Annotated in this window: 19 protein-coding genes and 1 pseudogene; 18 read left to right on the top strand and 2 right to left on the bottom strand. The window is 55.2% G+C overall.

The window, feature by feature from the left end:
- Positions 1 to 45: 45 nt before the first annotated feature.
- The 3 genes from J4772_RS09770 to J4772_RS09780 are packed head-to-tail and all read left to right on the top strand — an operon-like array spanning position 46 to position 2,213.
- A complete protein-coding gene (locus J4772_RS09770) occupies positions 46 to 690 on the top strand; it encodes a bifunctional 4-hydroxy-2-oxoglutarate aldolase/2-dehydro-3-deoxy-phosphogluconate aldolase (protein ID WP_116058787.1) in 645 nt (214 codons plus the stop codon).
- 56 nt (positions 691 to 746) lie between these two features.
- Complete coding sequence (locus tag J4772_RS09775; protein ID WP_116058788.1) at positions 747 to 1,391, top strand: helix-turn-helix transcriptional regulator; 645 nt, start codon at positions 747 to 749, stop codon at positions 1,389 to 1,391.
- 12 nt (positions 1,392 to 1,403) lie between these two features.
- The gene (locus J4772_RS09780) at positions 1,404 to 2,213 is read left to right on the top strand and encodes a pyruvate, water dikinase regulatory protein (RefSeq protein WP_116058789.1); all 810 of its coding nucleotides are present in this window, start codon (positions 1,404 to 1,406) and stop codon (positions 2,211 to 2,213) included.
- 129 nt (positions 2,214 to 2,342) lie between these two features.
- Here the strand turns inward: J4772_RS09780 and J4772_RS09785 are convergent, their stop codons facing one another.
- Both J4772_RS09785 and J4772_RS09790 read right to left on the bottom strand, forming a co-directional pair.
- Positions 2,343 to 2,660 (bottom strand): LytTR family transcriptional regulator DNA-binding domain-containing protein, encoded by a 318-nt coding sequence (locus tag J4772_RS09785; RefSeq protein ID WP_116058790.1) that lies wholly within the window; start codon positions 2,658 to 2,660, stop codon positions 2,343 to 2,345.
- Positions 2,661 to 2,860: 200 nt separating this feature from the next.
- Positions 2,861 to 4,375 carry an arabinosylfuranosidase ArfA gene (locus J4772_RS09790; protein ID WP_209075079.1) on the bottom strand — a complete coding sequence of 505 codons (1,515 nt, stop codon included), beginning with the start codon at positions 4,373 to 4,375 and terminating at the stop codon, positions 2,861 to 2,863.
- Positions 4,376 to 4,556: 181 nt separating this feature from the next.
- Between J4772_RS09790 and J4772_RS09795 the strand changes: the two genes are divergently transcribed.
- From J4772_RS09795 to J4772_RS37500, 15 genes and pseudogenes are all read left to right on the top strand, one after another.
- Positions 4,557 to 5,486, top strand: a complete 930-nt coding sequence (locus tag J4772_RS09795; protein WP_209075080.1) for an ArsR/SmtB family transcription factor — start codon at positions 4,557 to 4,559, stop codon at positions 5,484 to 5,486.
- A complete protein-coding gene (locus J4772_RS09800) occupies positions 5,483 to 6,415 on the top strand; it encodes an RluA family pseudouridine synthase (RefSeq protein WP_209075081.1) in 933 nt (310 codons plus the stop codon). The genes J4772_RS09795 and J4772_RS09800 overlap by 4 nt, the downstream gene beginning before the upstream one ends.
- Before the next feature lie 29 nt (positions 6,416 to 6,444).
- Positions 6,445 to 7,116 (top strand): DNA alkylation repair protein, encoded by a 672-nt coding sequence (locus tag J4772_RS09805; RefSeq protein WP_209075082.1) that lies wholly within the window; start codon positions 6,445 to 6,447, stop codon positions 7,114 to 7,116.
- 86 nt (positions 7,117 to 7,202) lie between these two features.
- Entirely contained in the window at positions 7,203 to 7,484 is a 282-nt protein-coding gene (locus J4772_RS09810; protein WP_116058795.1) for a DUF3817 domain-containing protein, read from the top strand.
- Between the two features lie 167 nt (positions 7,485 to 7,651).
- Positions 7,652 to 8,056, top strand: coding sequence for a GntR family transcriptional regulator (locus J4772_RS09815; RefSeq protein ID WP_116058796.1), 405 nt, complete (start codon positions 7,652 to 7,654; stop codon positions 8,054 to 8,056).
- Entirely contained in the window at positions 8,040 to 8,747 is a 708-nt protein-coding gene (locus J4772_RS09820; RefSeq protein ID WP_247741065.1) for an ABC transporter ATP-binding protein, read from the top strand. Before J4772_RS09815 ends, J4772_RS09820 begins: the two co-directional genes overlap by 17 nt.
- 11 nt (positions 8,748 to 8,758) lie before the next feature.
- Positions 8,759 to 9,502 carry an ABC transporter permease subunit gene (locus tag J4772_RS09825; RefSeq protein WP_209075083.1) on the top strand — a complete coding sequence of 248 codons (744 nt, stop codon included), beginning with the start codon at positions 8,759 to 8,761 and terminating at the stop codon, positions 9,500 to 9,502.
- A gap of 28 nt (positions 9,503 to 9,530) precedes the next feature.
- Positions 9,531 to 10,454 (top strand): ABC transporter ATP-binding protein, encoded by a 924-nt coding sequence (locus J4772_RS09830; protein ID WP_209075084.1) that lies wholly within the window; start codon positions 9,531 to 9,533, stop codon positions 10,452 to 10,454.
- 34 nt (positions 10,455 to 10,488) lie between these two features.
- The gene (locus J4772_RS09835; protein WP_209075085.1) at positions 10,489 to 11,643 is read left to right on the top strand and encodes an ABC transporter permease; all 1,155 of its coding nucleotides are present in this window, start codon (positions 10,489 to 10,491) and stop codon (positions 11,641 to 11,643) included.
- 204 nt (positions 11,644 to 11,847) lie between these two features.
- Positions 11,848 to 13,608: an ABC transporter ATP-binding protein gene (locus J4772_RS09840; RefSeq protein ID WP_209075086.1), complete on the top strand. Its 1,761-nt coding sequence runs from the start codon at positions 11,848 to 11,850 to the stop codon at positions 13,606 to 13,608.
- On the top strand, positions 13,605 to 15,506 hold the full coding sequence (locus J4772_RS09845) for an ABC transporter ATP-binding protein (RefSeq protein ID WP_209075087.1): 1,902 nt from the start codon (positions 13,605 to 13,607) through the stop codon (positions 15,504 to 15,506). The genes J4772_RS09840 and J4772_RS09845 overlap by 4 nt, the downstream gene beginning before the upstream one ends.
- A gap of 234 nt (positions 15,507 to 15,740) precedes the next feature.
- A complete protein-coding gene (locus J4772_RS09850) occupies positions 15,741 to 16,316 on the top strand; it encodes a nitroreductase family protein (protein ID WP_209075088.1) in 576 nt (191 codons plus the stop codon).
- Positions 16,317 to 16,499: 183 nt separating this feature from the next.
- Positions 16,500 to 17,192, top strand: coding sequence for a DNA alkylation repair protein (locus J4772_RS09855; protein ID WP_209075089.1), 693 nt, complete (start codon positions 16,500 to 16,502; stop codon positions 17,190 to 17,192).
- A gap of 207 nt (positions 17,193 to 17,399) precedes the next feature.
- Positions 17,400 to 18,323 (top strand): M15 family metallopeptidase, encoded by a 924-nt coding sequence (locus J4772_RS09860; protein WP_209075090.1) that lies wholly within the window; start codon positions 17,400 to 17,402, stop codon positions 18,321 to 18,323.
- Positions 18,320 to 18,745 (top strand): annotated as a pseudogene (locus tag J4772_RS37500) (VanZ family protein); the annotation flags it as partial. The gene J4772_RS09860 and the pseudogene J4772_RS37500, both read left to right, overlap by 4 nt.
- Positions 18,746 to 18,797 lie beyond the last annotated feature (52 nt).

Genomic DNA, 18,797 nt, shown 5'->3' on the forward strand with positions numbered 1-18,797 from the left:
TAGGAAACGACAGTGACCACAACGACCGACAAAGGAGCTAGCCGAATGCCTTCTGAACTGTTAGGGCAATTGACCAGAGAGAAAATCGTCGCGATCGCTCGCGGCTTTACGCTTGAAGAGACGCTGTCGGCGGCGGAGGCGCTTGCCGACGGCGGTGTTGTGTTTCTTGAAGCGACTTTGAATACCGACGGCGCGCTGAACATCATCTCCAAGCTTCGCGAGCGATTCGGAGACCGGATGCGCATCGGCGCGGGAACGGTGCTCGACATCGGGCAGGCGAAGGAAGCGATCGCCGCGGGAGCGCAGTATTTGATCTCGCCCAATGTGGACGAGGAAGTGATCTATCATGGCGTCGAGCAGGGGCTGGACGTCTGGCCGGGCGCGATGACCCCGACGGAAATCGTCAACGCGTATAAAGCGGGCGCTTCCGCAATCAAGCTGTTTCCGATGGGCACGCTGGGCATCGGCTACTTGAAGGAGATTCGAGCTCCGCTTAATCACATTCCGTTTATTGCGACGGGCGGCGTCAATCTGCAAAACATTACCGAAGTGCTTGATGCCGGGGCCGTCGCCGTCGGCATGGGCGGCAAGCTGCTCGATCCGACTTTCGTGAGAGCGGGCAAGTTTGACGAGCTTCGCGATTTGGCGAAAGCCTACGTCGATCGGGCTCACGGAGCCAGCTTGGCCTAAGCCGGGTCTGCCATTTATGGCGATATCAAAGCGCCGGCGCGCAAGGGAGTGAGCGAATCATCGAACTTACGGCCAGGCAAGTCGCGATTATCGATCTTGTCAAGAAGCATGCGCCCATTACGGGAGAGCAAATCGCGGAGAGCTTGGGCGTCAGCCGCCCGACTATCCGCTCGGATTTGTCCGTGCTCGTCATGCTCGGCTATATCGACGCCAAGCCGAAGGTCGGATACTTTCTGGGCAAAGTTATGACGACGGAAGGCCGGCAAAGCGAGAGAGCTTTGAGCCTCAAAATCAAGGACGTGATGAACCGTCCGGTGGTCATCGTCGAGACGGCGACCGTTAATGACGCCGTCATTGCGCTGTTTGTGGAAAATACGGGGTTTCTGACCGTGACGGACGAGCAGGGGGCGCTTGTCGGAACCGTATCGCTTAAAGATTTGCTTAAAGTGACCTTGGGCAATCCGAATGCGGCGTCGATTCCGATCAGCATGGTGATGACCCGCGTAACCAGGCTCGTATACGTGACTCCGGAGGATTCGCTGTTGGACGCGGCCAGGAAGATGCTGGACCACCAGGTCGGCGGATTGCCGGTCGTGAGCGCAACGGGAGAACGCTCGAGGCTTGAGGTTGTCGGAAGGATTACGAAAACCAACATGACGCTGGCTTTGTTGGATTTAACCTCCGGGTATATCGCGGAGTAGGGGGAGCAGTTGATGTCGGAGGAACGGCAGAAAATCATATTCGTATGCTCGGACGCGGTTGGGGAAACCGCCGATGCGGTCGCACGGGCGACTTCCCGGCAGTTTGCCGCCGAACAGGTAAAGATTAAACGTTACGGCAACATCAAGCAAGAGGACGAGGTTAAAGCGATCATTACGGAAGCGGCGCAGGTCGGAGGGTTTATCGCTTATACGCTTGTTCAACCGGAGCTTCGCGATACGATGCGGGAAGAGACGATTCGGCTTGGAGTGCGCGCGGTTGACGTAATGGGGCCGATGATGCAGGCCTTTATCGATACGTTTAACGATTCGCCCAAGTACAAGCCGGGCCTGCTGCACGAGATGGACGAGAATTACTACCGAAAGATTGAAGCGATCGAATTCGCGGTCAAATACGACGACGGCAAAGACGCCCGAGGATTGCTTCAGGCTCAGGTCGTGCTGGTCGGGGTGTCCCGGACATCGAAGACGCCGCTCAGCATCTATCTCGCGCACAAAGGGATCAAAACCGCGAACTATCCGCTTACGATCGAGGTCAAGCCTCCTCAGGAGCTGTTCGCGCCGTCGAACCGGCTGATCGTCGGCTTGACGATGCAGCCGGAGCGGCTGCTCAAAATCCGGACGGAACGGCTGAAGGCGCTGGGGCTGCCCAGTCAGGCCAACTATGCCTCTATGGAACGAATCGCTAAGGAGCTCCAATTCGCTTCCGATATTATGGAGCGCTTGAAATGTCCGGTCATCGACGTGTCCGAGAAGGCGATCGAAGAGACGGCCGGTCTGATTATAGAACTGCTCGTTCCTTGAAATCCCGAATGCAAGAGAAGACTCGCAAAAAAACAGCAAAGCCTGAGTCGTCCGGAGGAGGTTGCTCCTGCGGATCGCTCAGGCTTTGCTGTTCTCCTGATCTCGTCGCAATAAAGGATGTAGGTGGACTTAGCCGAGAAGCTGGCGAATCATCTGTTGCTTGCGTCCGGAGCAAGGCAGTCGCTTCGTGGTGTCCTCGAAGAAGAGATGGTGTTCCCCGATGTCGGAAATGTTTTTGATGTTGACGTAGCAATCGGAAGAAACGCGGAAGAACGTCGCGGAGTCCGCGATGAGGCGGTTTCTTTCATCGGCGGACAGTCTTTTTTTGATGTTGTAGTTCCGTCCGTGAAAGCTGATCAACCCGTGTGCCCCGACTTTGAAGAACAACGTGTCCTGACATGGTTCGAAATCCTCGTACACATTTTTCTCCTGAAGCGCTGCATTCATCGTTTCAATCCCCCTTAGAATGGCTTTGCTTTGGTAGCGCTTTCAGTATAACACACTTTTTTGAGTTTTGGGAGTCCCTCCTAAAAAAATTATGAAAAATGACAACCCGAAAAAGATAAGCCGCAGAAGACTGCCTGTCAAGTCAACTGAATGACTTGCGAGACATTCTCCGGCGGCTCTCTTGTCGGCTTGCCGAGCGGTTAGTCGCTAATGCGAACGCGAATGACGTTCCAGGAAGCCTTGCCTAGCGTTGCGGTTATTTTGGAGCCGTCGACGGACGCGTTTCCTCCATCGCGCGGCGCAACGCGGTTTGGGGAAGCGGCCGTATTGGCTGCCTTCAAATCCTCATGCTCCAACACGAGGTGGGCGATCAACTCGCAACGGCTGAAGCTTCTCAAGTCGACCGTCAGCGGCAGCGCATTATCGAGATCGCGATTGACGGCGAACAGGGTTACCTCGCCATGCTCCTCGTTATAGACGGCGATCGATTCCAGGTAAGGGATGTCCGTAATTTCCTTCGTATCGTATTTCGGCGATTGCACGAGCGGCACAAGCGCTTGTCCGCGGCCGTAAATCGAGGCGTGCAGATAAGGATAATAGATCGTTTGGGCCCACGCTGCACCGCCGTTAACCGTCATGATCGGTGCAATCACATTGACGAGTTGGGCGAGACAAGCGATTCTAACGCGGTCGGAATGCTTCAGCAGGGCTATCAGCAGGCAGCCGACGACCAGCGCGTCCTCCATCGTATAGACGTCCTCCAGCTGCGGCGGGGCGACCTGCCACGGCTCGAGTTTCCGGTCGGCTTCATTGGAGTGGAACCAGACGTTCCATTCGTCGAACGAGAGCATCATCGTTTTTTTGCTTCTTTTTTTGGCCTTGATATAATCGCATGTCGCGGTTACGCTGCGGATAAAATCCTCCATCTCAAGAGAGCGGCCCAAGAAGGTGGGCGTATCGTTCTCGGCGTTGCCGTAGTAGGTATGCAGCGAAAGATAATCGGCATGCTCGTAGGTGTGGTCGAGAACGGTTGCTTCCCACTCGGGATAAGTCGGCATGCCTCTGCCGGAGCTGCCGCAGGCGACAAGCTCGATGGACGGATCGACCCATTTCATCACCTTCGCAGATTCGGCGGCGATTCGCCCGTATTCGACGGCTGTCTTAGCGCCGATCTGCCAGGGGCCGTCCATCTCGTTGCCCAGACACCAGGTTTTAATGCCGTGCGGCTGTTTGTAGCCGTGGCTGATCCGCAGATCGCTCCAATAAGAACCGGAAGGGTGGTTGGCGTATTCGACGATATTGCGCGCTTCGTCCGCTCCGTGCGTGCCGAGATTGATTGCCCACATGACGTCGGAACCGGCGGCGCGCGACCAGTCCGCAAATTCGTTTAAGCCGAACAAATTCGGCTCGACGGTGCGCCAGGCCAGCTCCAGCTTGCGCGGACGCAGCTCCTTCGGCCCGATGCCGTCCTTCCAATCGTAGCCGGAGACGAAGTTGCCGCCGGGATAGCGAATAATCGGAACGCGAAGCCCGCGAACGAGCGCAAGGACGTCTTGTCTGAAGCCTTGATCGTCCGCCTGCGGATGGCCCGGCTCGTAAATGCCTCCGTACACGGCCCGGCCCAGATGTTCGATGAACGAGCCGTAGAGGCGGTCGTCGATCCGGGAAATAACGAAGTCTTTATCGACGATCATGGAAGCTTGTCGTGCGGTCATGCGGATCATCCCCTCTCATTAAATTAATAATATAATTAATCGATGAATAAAAATAGTACTTCAATTAGTATTTAACAGGAGAGAAGCTAAAAATGCAAGCTAGAATTAAGGATTTGATTTGCAATTTTATGAATTTATATTTATATTAATTGAAGCGATGAAATGGGGGAGGACTGCGTCGATGATTAAAGCGAGTACGGATCGCAAATGGCTTCCTCTCTACGAGGCGCTTGCGAGCGACGTCCGCTTGACGATAATGGAGCTGCTTGCCGAGAATCCGATGAACGTGAAGGAGCTTGCCGAACGGCTTGAGCTAAGCAGCGCAATCGTAACGATGCACGTGCGCAAGCTTGAGCAAGGCGGCCTGATCGCGACGAAGATGGTCCGCAAGCAAGGCGGTACCCATAAGATGTGCTCGTTGGCCGAATCGGCGATCGAGATCGTGCTGCCGAACGCAAGCGCGGAAGAGAGGGAGTATTACGAGCAATCGATTCGCGTCGGCCATTATACCTCCTTCGAGGTTTTTCCGACATGCGGACTAGCTACCCGCGAGAGGCAAATCGGCCAATTCGACGATCCGCGCTATTTTCTCGATCCCGAACGGGTAAACGCGGCGATTCTTTGGTTCGGTCGGGGGTACGTGGAGTACAAGACGCCCAATTACATTTTGCCGAGCCAGCGGCTTGAGGAGCTGGAAATTTCCTTCGAGATCGCGTCGGAAGCGCCGGGGGCGAACGATCATTGGCCCTCGGACATCCGTTTTTACTTAAATGGAACGTATCTCGGAGAGTGGACGAGTCCCGGCGACTACGGCGCGAACGCGCGCGGCAGATTTACGCCTGAGTGGTGGGGGATTCAGCTTAACCAGTACGGGCTGCGTAAAATCATTCGCGTGAACGGCGAAGGCAGCTTTATGGACGGCCAGCGCATTTCCGACACGACGCTTGACGAGCTTCGGGCGGACGAGCCGTTTTGGACGCTGCGTTTTGCCGTCGAGGAGAATGCGCGGCATATCGGGGGACTGACTTTGTACGGCGCCGGCTTCGGCAACTATAATCAAGATATTGAATTTCGCGCGTATTACAGCCAGAGGAGAGAGACGACTCGATGATCAACCGTACCATCAAGGCTGCCGAGAGCGGCAAGAGGCTGCACCGATTTTTGCGAACGCTGATGCCTAACCTGCCGCTCGGCCAGATTTACAAGATGATCGACAATGGCAAAGTAAAAGTGAACGGCAAACGTAAAAATCAAAACTATGAGCTGGCGGCGGGAGACGAACTGGTCCTCTATGTGGAGGAGGATGCGTATAAGGAAGCGAGCATCGGTCAGAAGAAAGCCAAGTATGTCGGCGTTAACGCCAATGTGGACGTGCTCTACGAGGACGCCGAGCTGATGGTCGTCAACAAGCCGGTCGGCATGCTGACGCATCCGGATCAGGCGGATCAGAAGGACACGCTCATCAATCGCGTTCATGCTTATATGTACCGCAAGGGAGAACTGGACAGCCCGCTGTTCATGCCGGCGACGGCGAACCGGTTAGACCGCAATACGAGCGGCATCGTGTTGGTCGGCAAGACGGCGGGCATGCTGCACCAGCTCAATCAATGGATCCAGAAGCACGAAATGCAAAAGTATTATTTGACGATTGTGGAAGGACGACTGACCGGCGAGGGGGAAGTGACGGGCGAGCTTGTCCGGGACGAGAAGAGCAATCGGACGAAAGTGGCGGCTGCGGGCACTGAGCAGGCCAAATCGGCCGAAACCCGGTACAGGACCGTGCAGACCGGAAACTCCTATTCGCTCGTGGAGATCGAGCTGATCAGCGGTCGTACGCATCAGATTCGCAGCCATTTCCAGCATATCGGCCATTCTCTGCTCGGCGATATTAAATACGGGGGCAAACGGTTCGGAGACGTCAACCATCAACTGCTGCACGCTTGGCGAATCGTGCTGCCGGACGGACGCGAGTTCAAAGCGCCGCTGCCGGCGAGTATGCGCGAGGTTGCGGTAAGGCTCGATTTAGGCACAAGCTTATAAAATCGAAGACGTTGCGAGGGTGGAACGTTATGGAAGATTACACGGCCGAGCTGGCAGCGTGGTTTCGCAGCCATGCGGACCCGGAGAAGGCGGCCCCGATGGCCGCTTACATGCGCGATAAATTTCCATTTCTGGGCATCAAATCGCCTGAACGCAAACAGTTGACCAAGGAGTTCTGGGCCAACCACGGGATTCCGACCGGGGATGAGCTGCTGGAAGTGGTCAGACGGCTGTGGGAGCTGCCGGAGCGCGAATTTCAGAACGTAGCGATGTCCTTTCTCGACAAGCATGGCAAACGGGCCAAGGTGGAAGACATCGATACGTTCGAGCATCTGATCGTCACGAAATCCTGGTGGGATACGGTCGATTATTTGGCAGCCCACTCGATGGGCGATCATCTGGCGAAATATCCGGAGCTGATCCCGGTCTATGCCGATCGTTGGATCGTCTCGGACGATTACTGGCTGCGCCGCACTGCCATTCTTTATCAGCTTCGCTACAAAGGGCGGACGGATGTCGACAGAATGTTTGCGTACATTGAGCGCTGCAAGGACGAAAGCGAGTTTTTCATTCGCAAGGCGATCGGCTGGGCGCTTCGCGAATATTCGAAAACGGACGAGGACGCCGTACGCCGGTTTGTGGAGCGAACGCCGCTCTCGCCTTTAAGCGTCAAAGAAGCGCTCAAGCACGTGTCTACTTAAAAACGGACACAGGATGGACATGGTTTTCCTCGCGAACGGTTGGTAAGATGGAATAAACATAGACCTATGCGGAGGTAACCTGCTCGATGCTGAAAACCCCCCTCGGAAGATTGCGGGCGATCGGGACGGTAGAGGCGATCTCGTTTCTTGTGCTGCTTCTTATCGCGATGCCGCTGAAGTATTTCGCGGACATTCCCGAACCGGTCACGATTGTCGGCATGGCTCATGGCGCATTGTTTGCCTTGTATTTGTTAGCCATCGTCAATGCTTTTGCGGCGCGCAAGCTGAGCTGGCTCATGTCCTTGCTTGCCGTTATCGCGGCCTTCGTTCCGTTCGGCCCCTTTCTTATCGATCGTAAAATTCGTTAATTCGTCCAACCATCGCCCCCGGCGAACGCGACCTCAAGGTCCGTCCGCCGGGGGCGATTTATTTTGGCGCGAGCCGGAAACGGAAATCTACGAGCCGTTCTTTGATATTGCACTAAGTGTATTAAGTGATATAATACACTCATAACAATTTCGGAGGAGGAAGTCGCTTGGAGGAAGTGCGGGTCGGCGGGATGCGTTTCGCGTTGGATCTCAGTCAGCCTCTATACGAACAGGTGCTGGACCAAGTCCGCAGCTCCATTGCGAAAGGCGAGATCGCCTTGGGTGACAAAATCCCTTCCGTCAGGGAGCTGGCGCAGGCTTTGAAAATCAATCCCAATACGGTCATGAGGGCGTACCAGGAGCTGGAACGGGATCGGCTTACGGAAACCCGGCGAGGACAAGGAACTTACATCACGACGGACATGAATGTTGTCGAGGGCATTCGCAGCCGGATCGCGGAGCAGGCAATCGACGAATTTTTGACGAAAATGAGCAGCCTTGGCTTTGATGACGGCGAGATCGATCAATTGCTGCGGAAGAAAAGAGGCATGGACGATGAACGTAACGGCTAATATGGCGATTCGTGCGGATCGTCTGAGCAAGAGCTACGGAAAGAAACTGGCGATCGAATGCCTTAGCATGACTGTTCCGGAGCATTCGATCACCGCCGTTCTCGGCCCGAACGGGGCGGGGAAGTCGACCTTGATGCGCATGATTGCCGGCCAGGCAGCGCCGGGTGAAGGGATTCTGACGGTGCTAGGGCAGACGCCCGACCGGGAAGCAGGCCGCAGGGTGGCGTATTTGCCTGACCGTGCGCGATGGTATCCGCATCATACGGTAGAACAGGCAGCGGAATGGTTTGGCAAGCTGCAGGAAGGCTTCGAAAGGGAGCGGGCTTGGGGGCTGTTCGATTCGTTCGGTCTGGAAGCCGAGATGAAGGTGTCGGGGATGTCGCGAGGACAGGAAGCCCGCCTGATGCTCGCTCTCTGTCTTGCACGCGATGTACCGCTGCTCGTGCTGGACGAACCGTTCTCGGGCATCGATATGATTTCCAGGGAGAAGATCGTAGGAGCGCTCATCGATTCATTCGCGGAACGGATGCAGACAGTGCTGATCAGCACGCATGAGATCGCCGAGACGGAGAGCCTGTTCGATCGAGCGATCTTTATGGACCGCGGAACGGTCGTGCTGGAAGGGGAGGCCGAACGGCTTCGCGCCGAGCGGGGCTCGCTACAGCAAGTGTACCGGCAATTATTCGGTTAGGAGGACGAAGGATGCCTCAGGGAACTTTTTTCTTCCTGGTCAAGCATGAACTTTCCTCTAGGGGCAGTAAGCTTCGACTGGGCAAGTGGCTATGGATTTACGGCGGATTGCTTCTCCTGCTTGCCGCTGTCGCGGTTGCGATCTGGGGAAATAACGCCGATTACGATCCCTCTTATTTTATGTTCACGGCATACGTTTTTCCGTTTATGATCTTCGGGTTCGCAGTAGAAGCGCTGAAACGGGAATGGGCCGAAGGGACGATCGGATGGTGGCTGTCGCTGCCCCACTCGCGGGTGCAGCTGTTAGGCGCCAAGGCGATCGCTGCGTGGATTCGTTTTACGAGTTACGTTCTGCTATATTTCGCGGTCGTGCTATTGCTGGATGTGTATTCTGTCGCCATGTACGGCGATCGGGTCACTTCCGTTAAGGGAATGCTCGTGCTGGAGGCCCAGCTATTCGGCATTCTGGTCGGCATTTCTCCGGTGATGCTGGCAATCGGCCTGCTGTTCGTCGCTGTCAGAAGGTCAGGGTTGAAGCCGCTGCTTCCTCTGCTGTGGCTGTTAATGGGAATCGGAGGCAATGTGTTCGGCTGGATGACCGGGGGAGGTCAACTGACCGTGTACGGATCGGACGAAAATTTGGGGCCGCTCGTCTACCCGATTTGGATCTGGCTGTGGCTGATTCCGATCTGGGCGATCGCCGCGCTATTGTTCGCAGCGACCATTAAAGTATGCGACAAGCATCTAGAGCGTTAACAGGAAAGAAAACAAGGGAGAGAGTTGGATGAAAGCCGCAATTGCAGTAAACGAACTATTCAAACAATACGGCAGCAAGACGGCGCTGGACGGAATCACATTCGACGTGTCGGCCGGCGGCTGCTTCGGGCTGCTTGGCCCGAACGGAGCAGGCAAATCGACAACGATGAAAATCCTATCCGGGCTGCTGGAGCCCGATCGGGGGAGTGTCGCTATTTTCGGCAAAGCCGCGGGAAAGGAACGGGATTCGATCAAGGAACTGATCGGATATGTCCCCCAATCGATTACGTTGTACGAGAAGCTGTCGGCAAGAGACAATTTGCGATTTTTCGGCGATATGTACAAGGTGCCTAAGCGCGAGCTGACTTCCCGGATCGGCGAGGTGCTCGAACAAGTCGGCTTGGCCGACAGAGCGAAGGACGCGGTGTCGACGTTCTCGGGCGGGATGAAGAGGCGCGTTAATATCGCGGCCGCTCTGCTGCATCGGCCTAAGCTCATCATTATGGACGAACCGACCGTCGGCATCGATCCACAGTCTCGCAATCATATTTTCGAAATGATCCGCTCCCTCAAGCAGGGAGGAGTGACCGTGCTTTACTCCACGCACTATATGGAAGAAGTGGAGGCGTTATGCGAGGATCTCGCCATCGTGGATCATGGCCGGGTCATTGCGAGCGGTTCCTTGGACGACGTTCTTGAGAAGCACGGTACGCAAGCGGTGTATCTGGAGCTTCAGGACGGCTCGCGGCCTCCGATACCGAACGGCTTCGGCGCTCCCGTTCCAAAAGGGCGCGGCTGGACGGTCGAAACCTCGTCTCCGTTGGACGCGCTGGCCTCGTGGGCGCAAGCTTGCCGCTCCGCTTCGCTGGGCGTAAAGCAGCTCGAAATCGTTCGGCCTTCATTGGAAGCCGTATTCTTAAGCTTGACGGGGACGACGCTCAGAGACAATTAACCGCGAATGAGTCCGTTTAAAGGGGAAATCGAAAATGGTATGGAAGATCGCAAAAAACGAATGGAAGCTGCTGCTGAAGGAAAAAGGCACTTTTTTCTGGCTGCTCGGGATGCCGATCCTGTTCATCGTGTTGTTTGGATCCGTGCTCGGCAGCGTAGGGAAGACGGAAGTTACCGTTCCCTATGTGGACAACGACCGGTCCGAGGCTTCAAAGGCGTTCTTGGCTACAGTTGAGGAAAAAAGCGGATACGTGCTTGAGGAGAAGCAGCCTGCCGATATGGAGGAACAGCTCGATAAAATCCGCGACGGCAAAGGCACCGGGCTGCTGGTTGTGCCTCAAGGTTTCGGTCAAAGCCTGAACGGAGCGGGAGGAGAGACGTCCGCCGTCGAGCTTTACCGGGAAGCAACGAACGAATCTGTCGTCGCGCCGCTGCGCGCCGTGCTGGAAAACTTGGCGAACGGCTACAGGGAGACGAAAATCGCTTCTGCGCTCGCGGCTGCCGGCTTGTCCGACAAGGCACGCGAGAACGCGCTCTCCGCAGCGTTCTCGATTGACGACCGGCTGGAGAACGGCACCGGCTATAATGTGATCACGCAGATCGTGCCGGGTTACACGGTTATGTTCGTTTTCTTCGTCATTATTTCAATGCTTAAGCGGTTCTTGGGCGACAAAGAGTCCGGTATGACGGCTCGTCTGCGCAGCACCCGGATGAGTCCTCTAAGCTACTTGCTTGGCATGTGGCTTGCCTTTTTGGTTGTGGCTCTTGTGCAATGCTGCGCGCTGCTTGCCTTCGGGCATTTCGCCTACGGCCTTCAGCTCGGCGATCCGCTCGCCGTTGCCGCGCTCGTCGTGCTGCTGTGCGCTTGCGGTACGGGCATTGGCCTTGCGGTCTGCATGATCGCCAAAAGCGAAAACCAGGGCATGGCGTTCACGCAGCTGTTAACGATGGGCGGAGCCGTGCTCGGGGGCCTGTGGTTCCCGATCGATCTAATGCCGGAAGCCGTCCAGACGATCAGCCGCTTTACTCCTCAATATTGGGCTCAGAAAGGCTTCCAGGATATCATGCTGCGCGGTGCGCATGCGAGCGGTATCGGCTATTCGCTTCTTGTGCTGGCCCTGGTTGCCAGTGCGGGATTAATCATTGCGTTGCTGCGTTACCGCCGGTTTATCCGGACTGCGCTCGGATAACGCATAGAGGCAAGTGTTGCATCGAAACATAAAGATGGCCAATTAGGGCTATTCAGACACGCCCTAGCCGTCTTTATGTTTTTTTGCACCGATTGCGCGTTCCAATTGTCTTTCGTTCATATTGAGTTCATAATGTCGTCATATGATCTTTTTTACATAGGTTGAGGTTAACATTTATTTCATCATGAACGGAGTTGATGACAAATGCTAAAGTTGTTTCGCTTCCTGCAGCCGTATCGCTGGCAGGTGGCGACCGTAATGCTGCTCATTCTCATTCAGTCGCTCAGCGAGCTGTATTTGCCGACACTGATGGCGGACATCGTGAACGATGGCGTAGTCCAAGGGGACATCCCTTACATTTGGAAGATCGGCGGCTTGATGCTTGCGGTGACGGCAGCCGGAACGCTCGTCTCGATTGCGGCCAGCTATTTATCGTCGCGCATCGCGGCCGGCTTCGGCAAAGACGTGCGCAGCAAGACATTCCGCCAAGTCGAAAACTTCTCCTTGCTGGATTTCGACAAAATCGGAACGGCGTCGCTCATTACCCGTACGACGAACGATATTACGCAAGTGCAGACCGTGCTGATCATGATCATGCGGATGATGGTCGCTGCGCCGATGATGTGTATCGGCGGTTTGATTATGGCAATCTCGAAGGATGCGCATCTGTCGCTCGTATTCGTCGGCGCGATTCCGGTACTGGCTCTGACCATTTACTTAATCGCTAGCAAAGGCATTCCTTATTTTAAGGCGATGCAGAAAAAAGTAGACAAATTGAATCTGGTTCTGCGCGAAGGCTTGACCGGCATTCGGGTCATCCGCTCCTTCAACAGGTTCGATCACGAGACGAAGAGATTCGATGAAGCGAACCGGGACCTGACGCAAACCGCGATCAAGGTCAATCAGATTATGGCGTTTATGATGCCGATGATGATGCTGATTCTGAACTTCTCATCGCTGGCGATCATCTGGTTTGGCGGCATTCGGGTCAGCGAGGGGCATATGCAGGTCGGCGACCTGATGGCGTTCCTGCAATATGCGATGCAAATTATGTTTTCGCTGTTGATGGTATCGATGATGTTCGTAATGGTGCCGCGCGCTTCCGCGTCCGCCGTTCGGATCAATGAGGTGCTGAACCTGAAGCCGGCGGCAAGCGAAACAAAACGCAGCGGCGGAGCGGCCGGAAGTATGCCGGCGAAGCGGCAAGCGGCTACGGAACCAAGCGGCCGCCTCGAATTCGAGAACGTCTCGTTCCGTTATCCGGGAGCGGAAAATGCCGCTATCTCGGGGATCAGCTTTAATGCCTCTCCGGGAGAGGTGACGGCGATTATCGGCGGCACAGGCTCGGGCAAGTCGACGTTGATCAGCATGATTCCGCGTTTCTACGACGCCGAGGAAGGCGTTGTCCGCATTGACGGGACCGACGTACGCGAGCTGTCGGTCGAACGGCTTCGTTCGATGATTGGGCTTGTTCCTCAGAAGGCTCAGCTCTTTACCGGCACTGTGGAGGATAATATCCGCTATGGCAAAGACGACGCAACCGATGAAGAAATTCGCCGTGCGGCGGAAACGGCTCAAGCCGGGGACTTCATCTCGGAGCTTGCGAACGGCTATTCGGCGGAAGTGTCGCAGGGCGGCTCGAACCTGTCGGGCGGCCAGAAGCAGCGGCTGTCCATCGCGCGTGCGCTGGTGAGAAAGCCGTCGATCTACGTGTTCGACGATAGCTTCTCCGCGCTGGACTTCAAGACGGACGCAAAGCTGAGAGCCGCATTGAAAGGCGAGACGACGGACGCGACCGTGATTATTGTCGCACAGCGCGTCAGTACCGTTATGGACGCCGACCGGATCATCGTTCTGGATGAAGGTAAAATAGTCGGCAGCGGCACGCATCAAGAGCTGATGAAGAATAACGAAGTGTATCGAGAAATCGTGTCTTCGCAGCTGTCCGAGGAGGAGATTGCATGAGCGAGCAACGAGGAAGCGGCAAAATGCCCGGCCGCGGCGGCGGCCCTGGAATGGGCGGTCCCGGCGGCATGGGCGGTATGGGCATGCCCGTTCAGAAAGCAAAAAACTTCAAAGGCACGCTTCGTCGATTGGTCGGCTATTTGCGGCCACAACGCTTTAAGCTGCTGGCCGTCTTTTTTACAGCGATTCTAAGCACGGCTTTCGCCATCTATAGTCCTAAGGTGCTTGGAGAAGCGACAACCAAGCTGTTCGAGGGCATGATGGGTAAAATCAACAGAGACCCGAACGCGCACTTCGATCTGGCCGGCATCTGGCAGATTGTGCTCTTCTTGGCGTCCCTGTACATCATAAGTTCGCTTTTCAGCTATATTCAGCAGTTTCTGATGGCCGGCGTCGCGCAGAAAACCGTATACGGGCTGCGCAACGAAGTGAACGCCAAGCTGGGCCGGCTGCCGCTAAAATATTTCGACGGGCGGACGAACGGAGAGATTCTCAGTCGCGCGGTTAACGACGTAGACAACATCAGCAATACGCTGCAGCAGAGCTTGACCCAGCTAATTACATCAGTGATTACGATCATCGGCGTCATTATTATGATGCTGACGATCAGTCCGTGGCTCACCTTGATTTTGCTGCTGACTTTGCCGCTGTCCATGATCGTCATTCGAGGCGCGGCCAGCAAATCGCAAAAGTATTTCAAGACCCAACAGATGGAGCTTGGACAGCTGAACGGCCACGTTGAAGAAATGTATTCCGGCCATAAAATTGTGAAAGCTTACGGACGCGAAGAGCAATCGGTGGCCAAGTTTGATAGCATCAACGAGCGGCTGTACGAATCCGGCTGGAAGGCGCAGTTTGTATCCGGGAACATTATGCCGCTCATGAGCATGGTCAGCAACATCGGCTACGTGTTCATCAGTGTCGTCGGCGGCATTATGGTGACAAAGGGTTCGATTACGATCGGGAACATCCAGGCGTTCATTCAATATGCGCGCCAATTCTCCATGCCGCTGGTGCAGACGGCAAACATCGCCAACGTGATCCAGTCGACGATCGCTTCGGCGGAACGTGTATTCGAGCTGTTGGACGAGGAGGAAGAAATTCCGGAAGTTGCGGACAAAGCTGCGGTTACGCTCATTGAACCTCGCGGAGACGTGGCGATGCACGGCGTCAGCTTCGGCTACAAGGAAGACGCGCTGCTCATCGAGAACATGGATATCGACGTTAAGAGCGGTCAGATGGTCGCGATCGTCGGGCCGACCGGTGCGGGCAAAACAACGCTCGTTAATCTGCTTATGCGCTTCTACGAGTTAAACGCCGGACATATTACTATCGATGGCCAGGACATCACTCGGATGAAACGAGGCCATCTGCGCAATCTATACGGCATGGTGCTTCAGGATACCTGGCTGTTCAACGGGACGATTCGCGACAATATCGCGTATGGTCGGATCGGAGCGACAGAGGACGAAATCGTCGAAGCGGCGAAAGCGGCTCATGCCGATCATTTTATCCGAACGCTGCCGGAAGGCTATGAAACGGTGCTCAATGAAGAAGCGTCGAACTTGTCGCAAGGGCAGAAACAGCTGCTGACCATCGCGCGGGCGATACTCGCCGACCCGTCGATCCTCATCCTAGACGAGGCGACGAGCAGCGTCGATACACGGACGGAAATCCACATTCAAAGGGCGATGCACGAGCTGATGAAGGACAGAACAAGCTTCGTCATTGCGCACCGGCTGTCCACGATTCGGGACGCGGATTTGATCCTCGTCATGAATCACGGCAGCATTATCGAAAAAGGAACGCATACCGAGCTGCTGGCTCAAGGAGGCTTTTACGCCGACTTGTATTACAGTCAGTTTACCGGCGGTGTCGCAAAGGCAAGCGCGGGGTAAGCCCTCGCGATTCCTTTGTCGGTATCCCGTCGGTTCAGGGGGAGCGGAGAGGTCGCAGAAAGACGCGATTTCCGCTCCTTTTGTCGGTATCCCGTCGGTTCAGGCGAATGGATGAGCGCAGAGAATGTGCGACTTCCGCATCTTTTGTCGGTATCCCGTCGGCTCAGAAGTATGGTATGATTTTGGATAGGTTGTCGGTTAGTTGGAGATTTGAGGGGAGCAGTGAGATAGCATATGGCAAGTTTTGATGAAGTGGTGCGCGGCAGACGCAGTATCGGTAAAGTGAAGGACGAGCCCGTACCGCGGGAACTGGTGGAGAAGCTGATCGAGGCGGCTGTCTGGGCGCCTAATCATTTTAGGACCGAGCCTTGGCGGTTTATTGTCATGACAGGAGAAGGCAGACGCGTACTCGGCGAAGCGCACGTAGCCATAGCCTCGCAAGGCTGGACGGAGCTGACGGAAGAGGAACGCTTCAAGAAATACGATGCGGAGATCGCGAAGGCGCTTCGTTCTCCGGTTGTCATTGCCGCCGTTTGTTCGCCTTTCGAAGACGCGCGTGCGGTGCCGCAGGAAGAATTGGCTGCGGCGCATGCAGCGGTGCAAAACCTGCTGCTGGCCGCTCACGACAACGGGCTCGGCGCAGTATGGCGCACAGGAGCTCCGACCTATCATCCGAAGATGAAGCAGGCGTTTCAACTCGGTGAACGTGAAGAACTGGTCGGCTTCATTTACGTCGGTTATCCCGATATGCCGCAGCCGGCAGCTACGCGGACGCCCGGCACAGAGAAGACGACCTGGCTGGAAGGCTAGGGCGTGTCTTCAAACCCGCTCAGGGGCAACTATCATCCCCTGCTGCGTCACTTTTGCTTGACGTACCTCCGGTACGCCTTCCCAAAAGTTCTTTGCATGGAACGAAAATTTCGGCAATATCTGCTGTCCTCAGAGTATGAAGACACGCCCTAAGCGAACATCAACAAAGGATCGGTGATCAACATGGATTTCGATGCGGTCATGCAGCAGCTGGAAGCTCTCGGCAAGGAGCGGACGAAGAAGATTTACATGTCTAACGGCGCTCGCGAGCCGCTGTTCGGAGTTGCCACGGGCGAGATGAAGCCGATGTCCAAAATCATCAAGATAAATCAACCGTTGGCCGAGCAGCTCTATGCTACCGGTAATTACGACGCGATGTATTTTGCGGGTGTGATCGCCGATCCGAAAGCGATGACAGAGGCGGATTTCGATCGTTGGATGGAAACCGCGTATTTCTATATGATATCGGACTTTATCGTGGCAGTGACGCTTGCGGAAACCGACATTGCGCAACAGGTGTCGGACAAATGGATCGCCAGCGGAGACGAGCTGAAAATGTCGGCGGGCTGGAGCTGCTACTGCTGGCTGCTGGGCAATCGTCCGGACCATGAATTTTCCGAGGACAAGCTGAGAGGGATGCTGAAACACGCGAAAAGCGCAATCCACGATAGTCCCGAACGGACCAAATACTCGATGAGCAACTTTATTTATACGGTCGGCGTATCCTTCCTGCCGCTTCACGATCAAGCGCTGGAGACTGCCAAGGCGGTCGGCCAGGTCGAGGTCAAGAAGAAATTCCTGAACGCTTTGGGGAACATCGAAAAGGCGGCGGCCAAAGGACAGATTGGGTTTAAGCGTAAGCATGTCAGGTGCTGAACAGGCCTTGCGAGTAACCGGATGGTTGCTTAAGAAGGCGACAATAGGAGATTAAAATGGCGGCGGTACAGGGAGGGCAACCCCGTGCACCGTCTTTTTTTTTCTATAAGAATGGTCAAGCTATTTAATAATTTCTTAAGGTATACCCCTCCGTATTTTTAAAAAGTCCCCTTTATTCTTGAGGAAGATTAAAGGAGGATGCGCAGCATGAAGAAACTGTTGTTCGGAATCGCGATTTTGCTGCTGCTCGGATACGGGTGGAATGAGTTGAAGTCTGCAGGGTCGGAGGAAAATAAGGTCGTTGTGCGGGAAGGCACGGCAGCGGCTTGGGAAGGTGCGGAGTCCGAAAAGCCGGGAGCGGGACGGCAGATGATGTTGGAAATCGATCCCGGTGAGATCTACAAGGGAGATTTGCTGCTCATCAATTCTCGCCACCCCGTGCCGAAGGGAGCGAAGCTGCCCGACGTGGTCAATTTGTTCGAGCGGCCGGAGCTGGCGGAGGGGATCGGCATTTTGGACGACAGCGTCGAGCTGCCGCCGGAGCTGCTGAGTCGGTTCGTGGAGATGATCAAGGCGGCCGAGACCGACGGCGTCGATCGTTTTCTGATTACTAGCGGATACAGAAGCGTGGAGAAACAAGCCGAGCTATATGATAAAATGGGAGCGGACTATGCCAACCCGCCGGGCCATAGCGAACATAACCTCGGGCTAGCGCTTGACGTCGGGTCTGCGCTCGGATTAATGAAGGAGGCTCCGGAAGGCAAGTGGCTGGAACGCAACGCATGGAAGTACGGCTTCGTGCTGCGCTATCCGGAGAACAAGACGGAGATTACGGGCGTTAAGTATGAGCCTTGGCATTTTCGCTACGTCGGACTGCCTCACAGCGCGATTATGCAGAAGATGGACTTTGTGCTGGAAGAGTACGTAGATTACTTAAAGGAACAAGGGCAGATTCAGGCCAAAGTGGACGGTACAGCGTACGTTGTGTCCTATTATGCCGTGAAGGGCAAGCGCTCGCTTTCGATTCCGATCGCAGGCAGCTACTTTCTGTCAGGAAACAATATGGACGGAGTGATCGTCACGACCTGGGGCTCGGATGCATCGGGCGCGAAGGAGGCGGGTCCTTTATGAAGCGATCAATAACCAAGCGGCCGCTTATTAACGGACAAACCGTCCTGCTGTGCGCAGTGCTTGCTGTCTACTTATATGTTTTGGTGAAGATCATTCTGTTCAAGGGCCATTTCGCAGAGCCAGCCTATCTGATTCGGCAGCTGCAGGCCAGCCTTCAAGATCCGGCGCTTATTCTAACGAGAATGAAGCAAGGAAATCTGATTCCTTTGCATGAAATTACGAGCGCGCTGAAAGCGGCCACGAGTCACAGTCAGGTGAATGTATACGGCAATATTGCTATTTTTGTGCCGTTTGGTCTGCTGCTTGGGTGGCTTGGGGCACGAAAAGGAAAAGGAGCAATCGGCGTTGTGGCACTGGCTTTTGCGCTCAGCTTGTCGCTGGAAACGGCCCAGGCGCTCTTCTCCATCGGGAGATTCGACGTAGATGATCTCATTTTGAACACGACCGGAGGATTTGCCGGATACCTATTGTCCG

The organism is Cohnella sp. LGH (assembly GCF_017671885.1).
Classification (GTDB): domain Bacteria; phylum Bacillota; class Bacilli; order Paenibacillales; family Paenibacillaceae; genus Cohnella; species Cohnella phaseoli.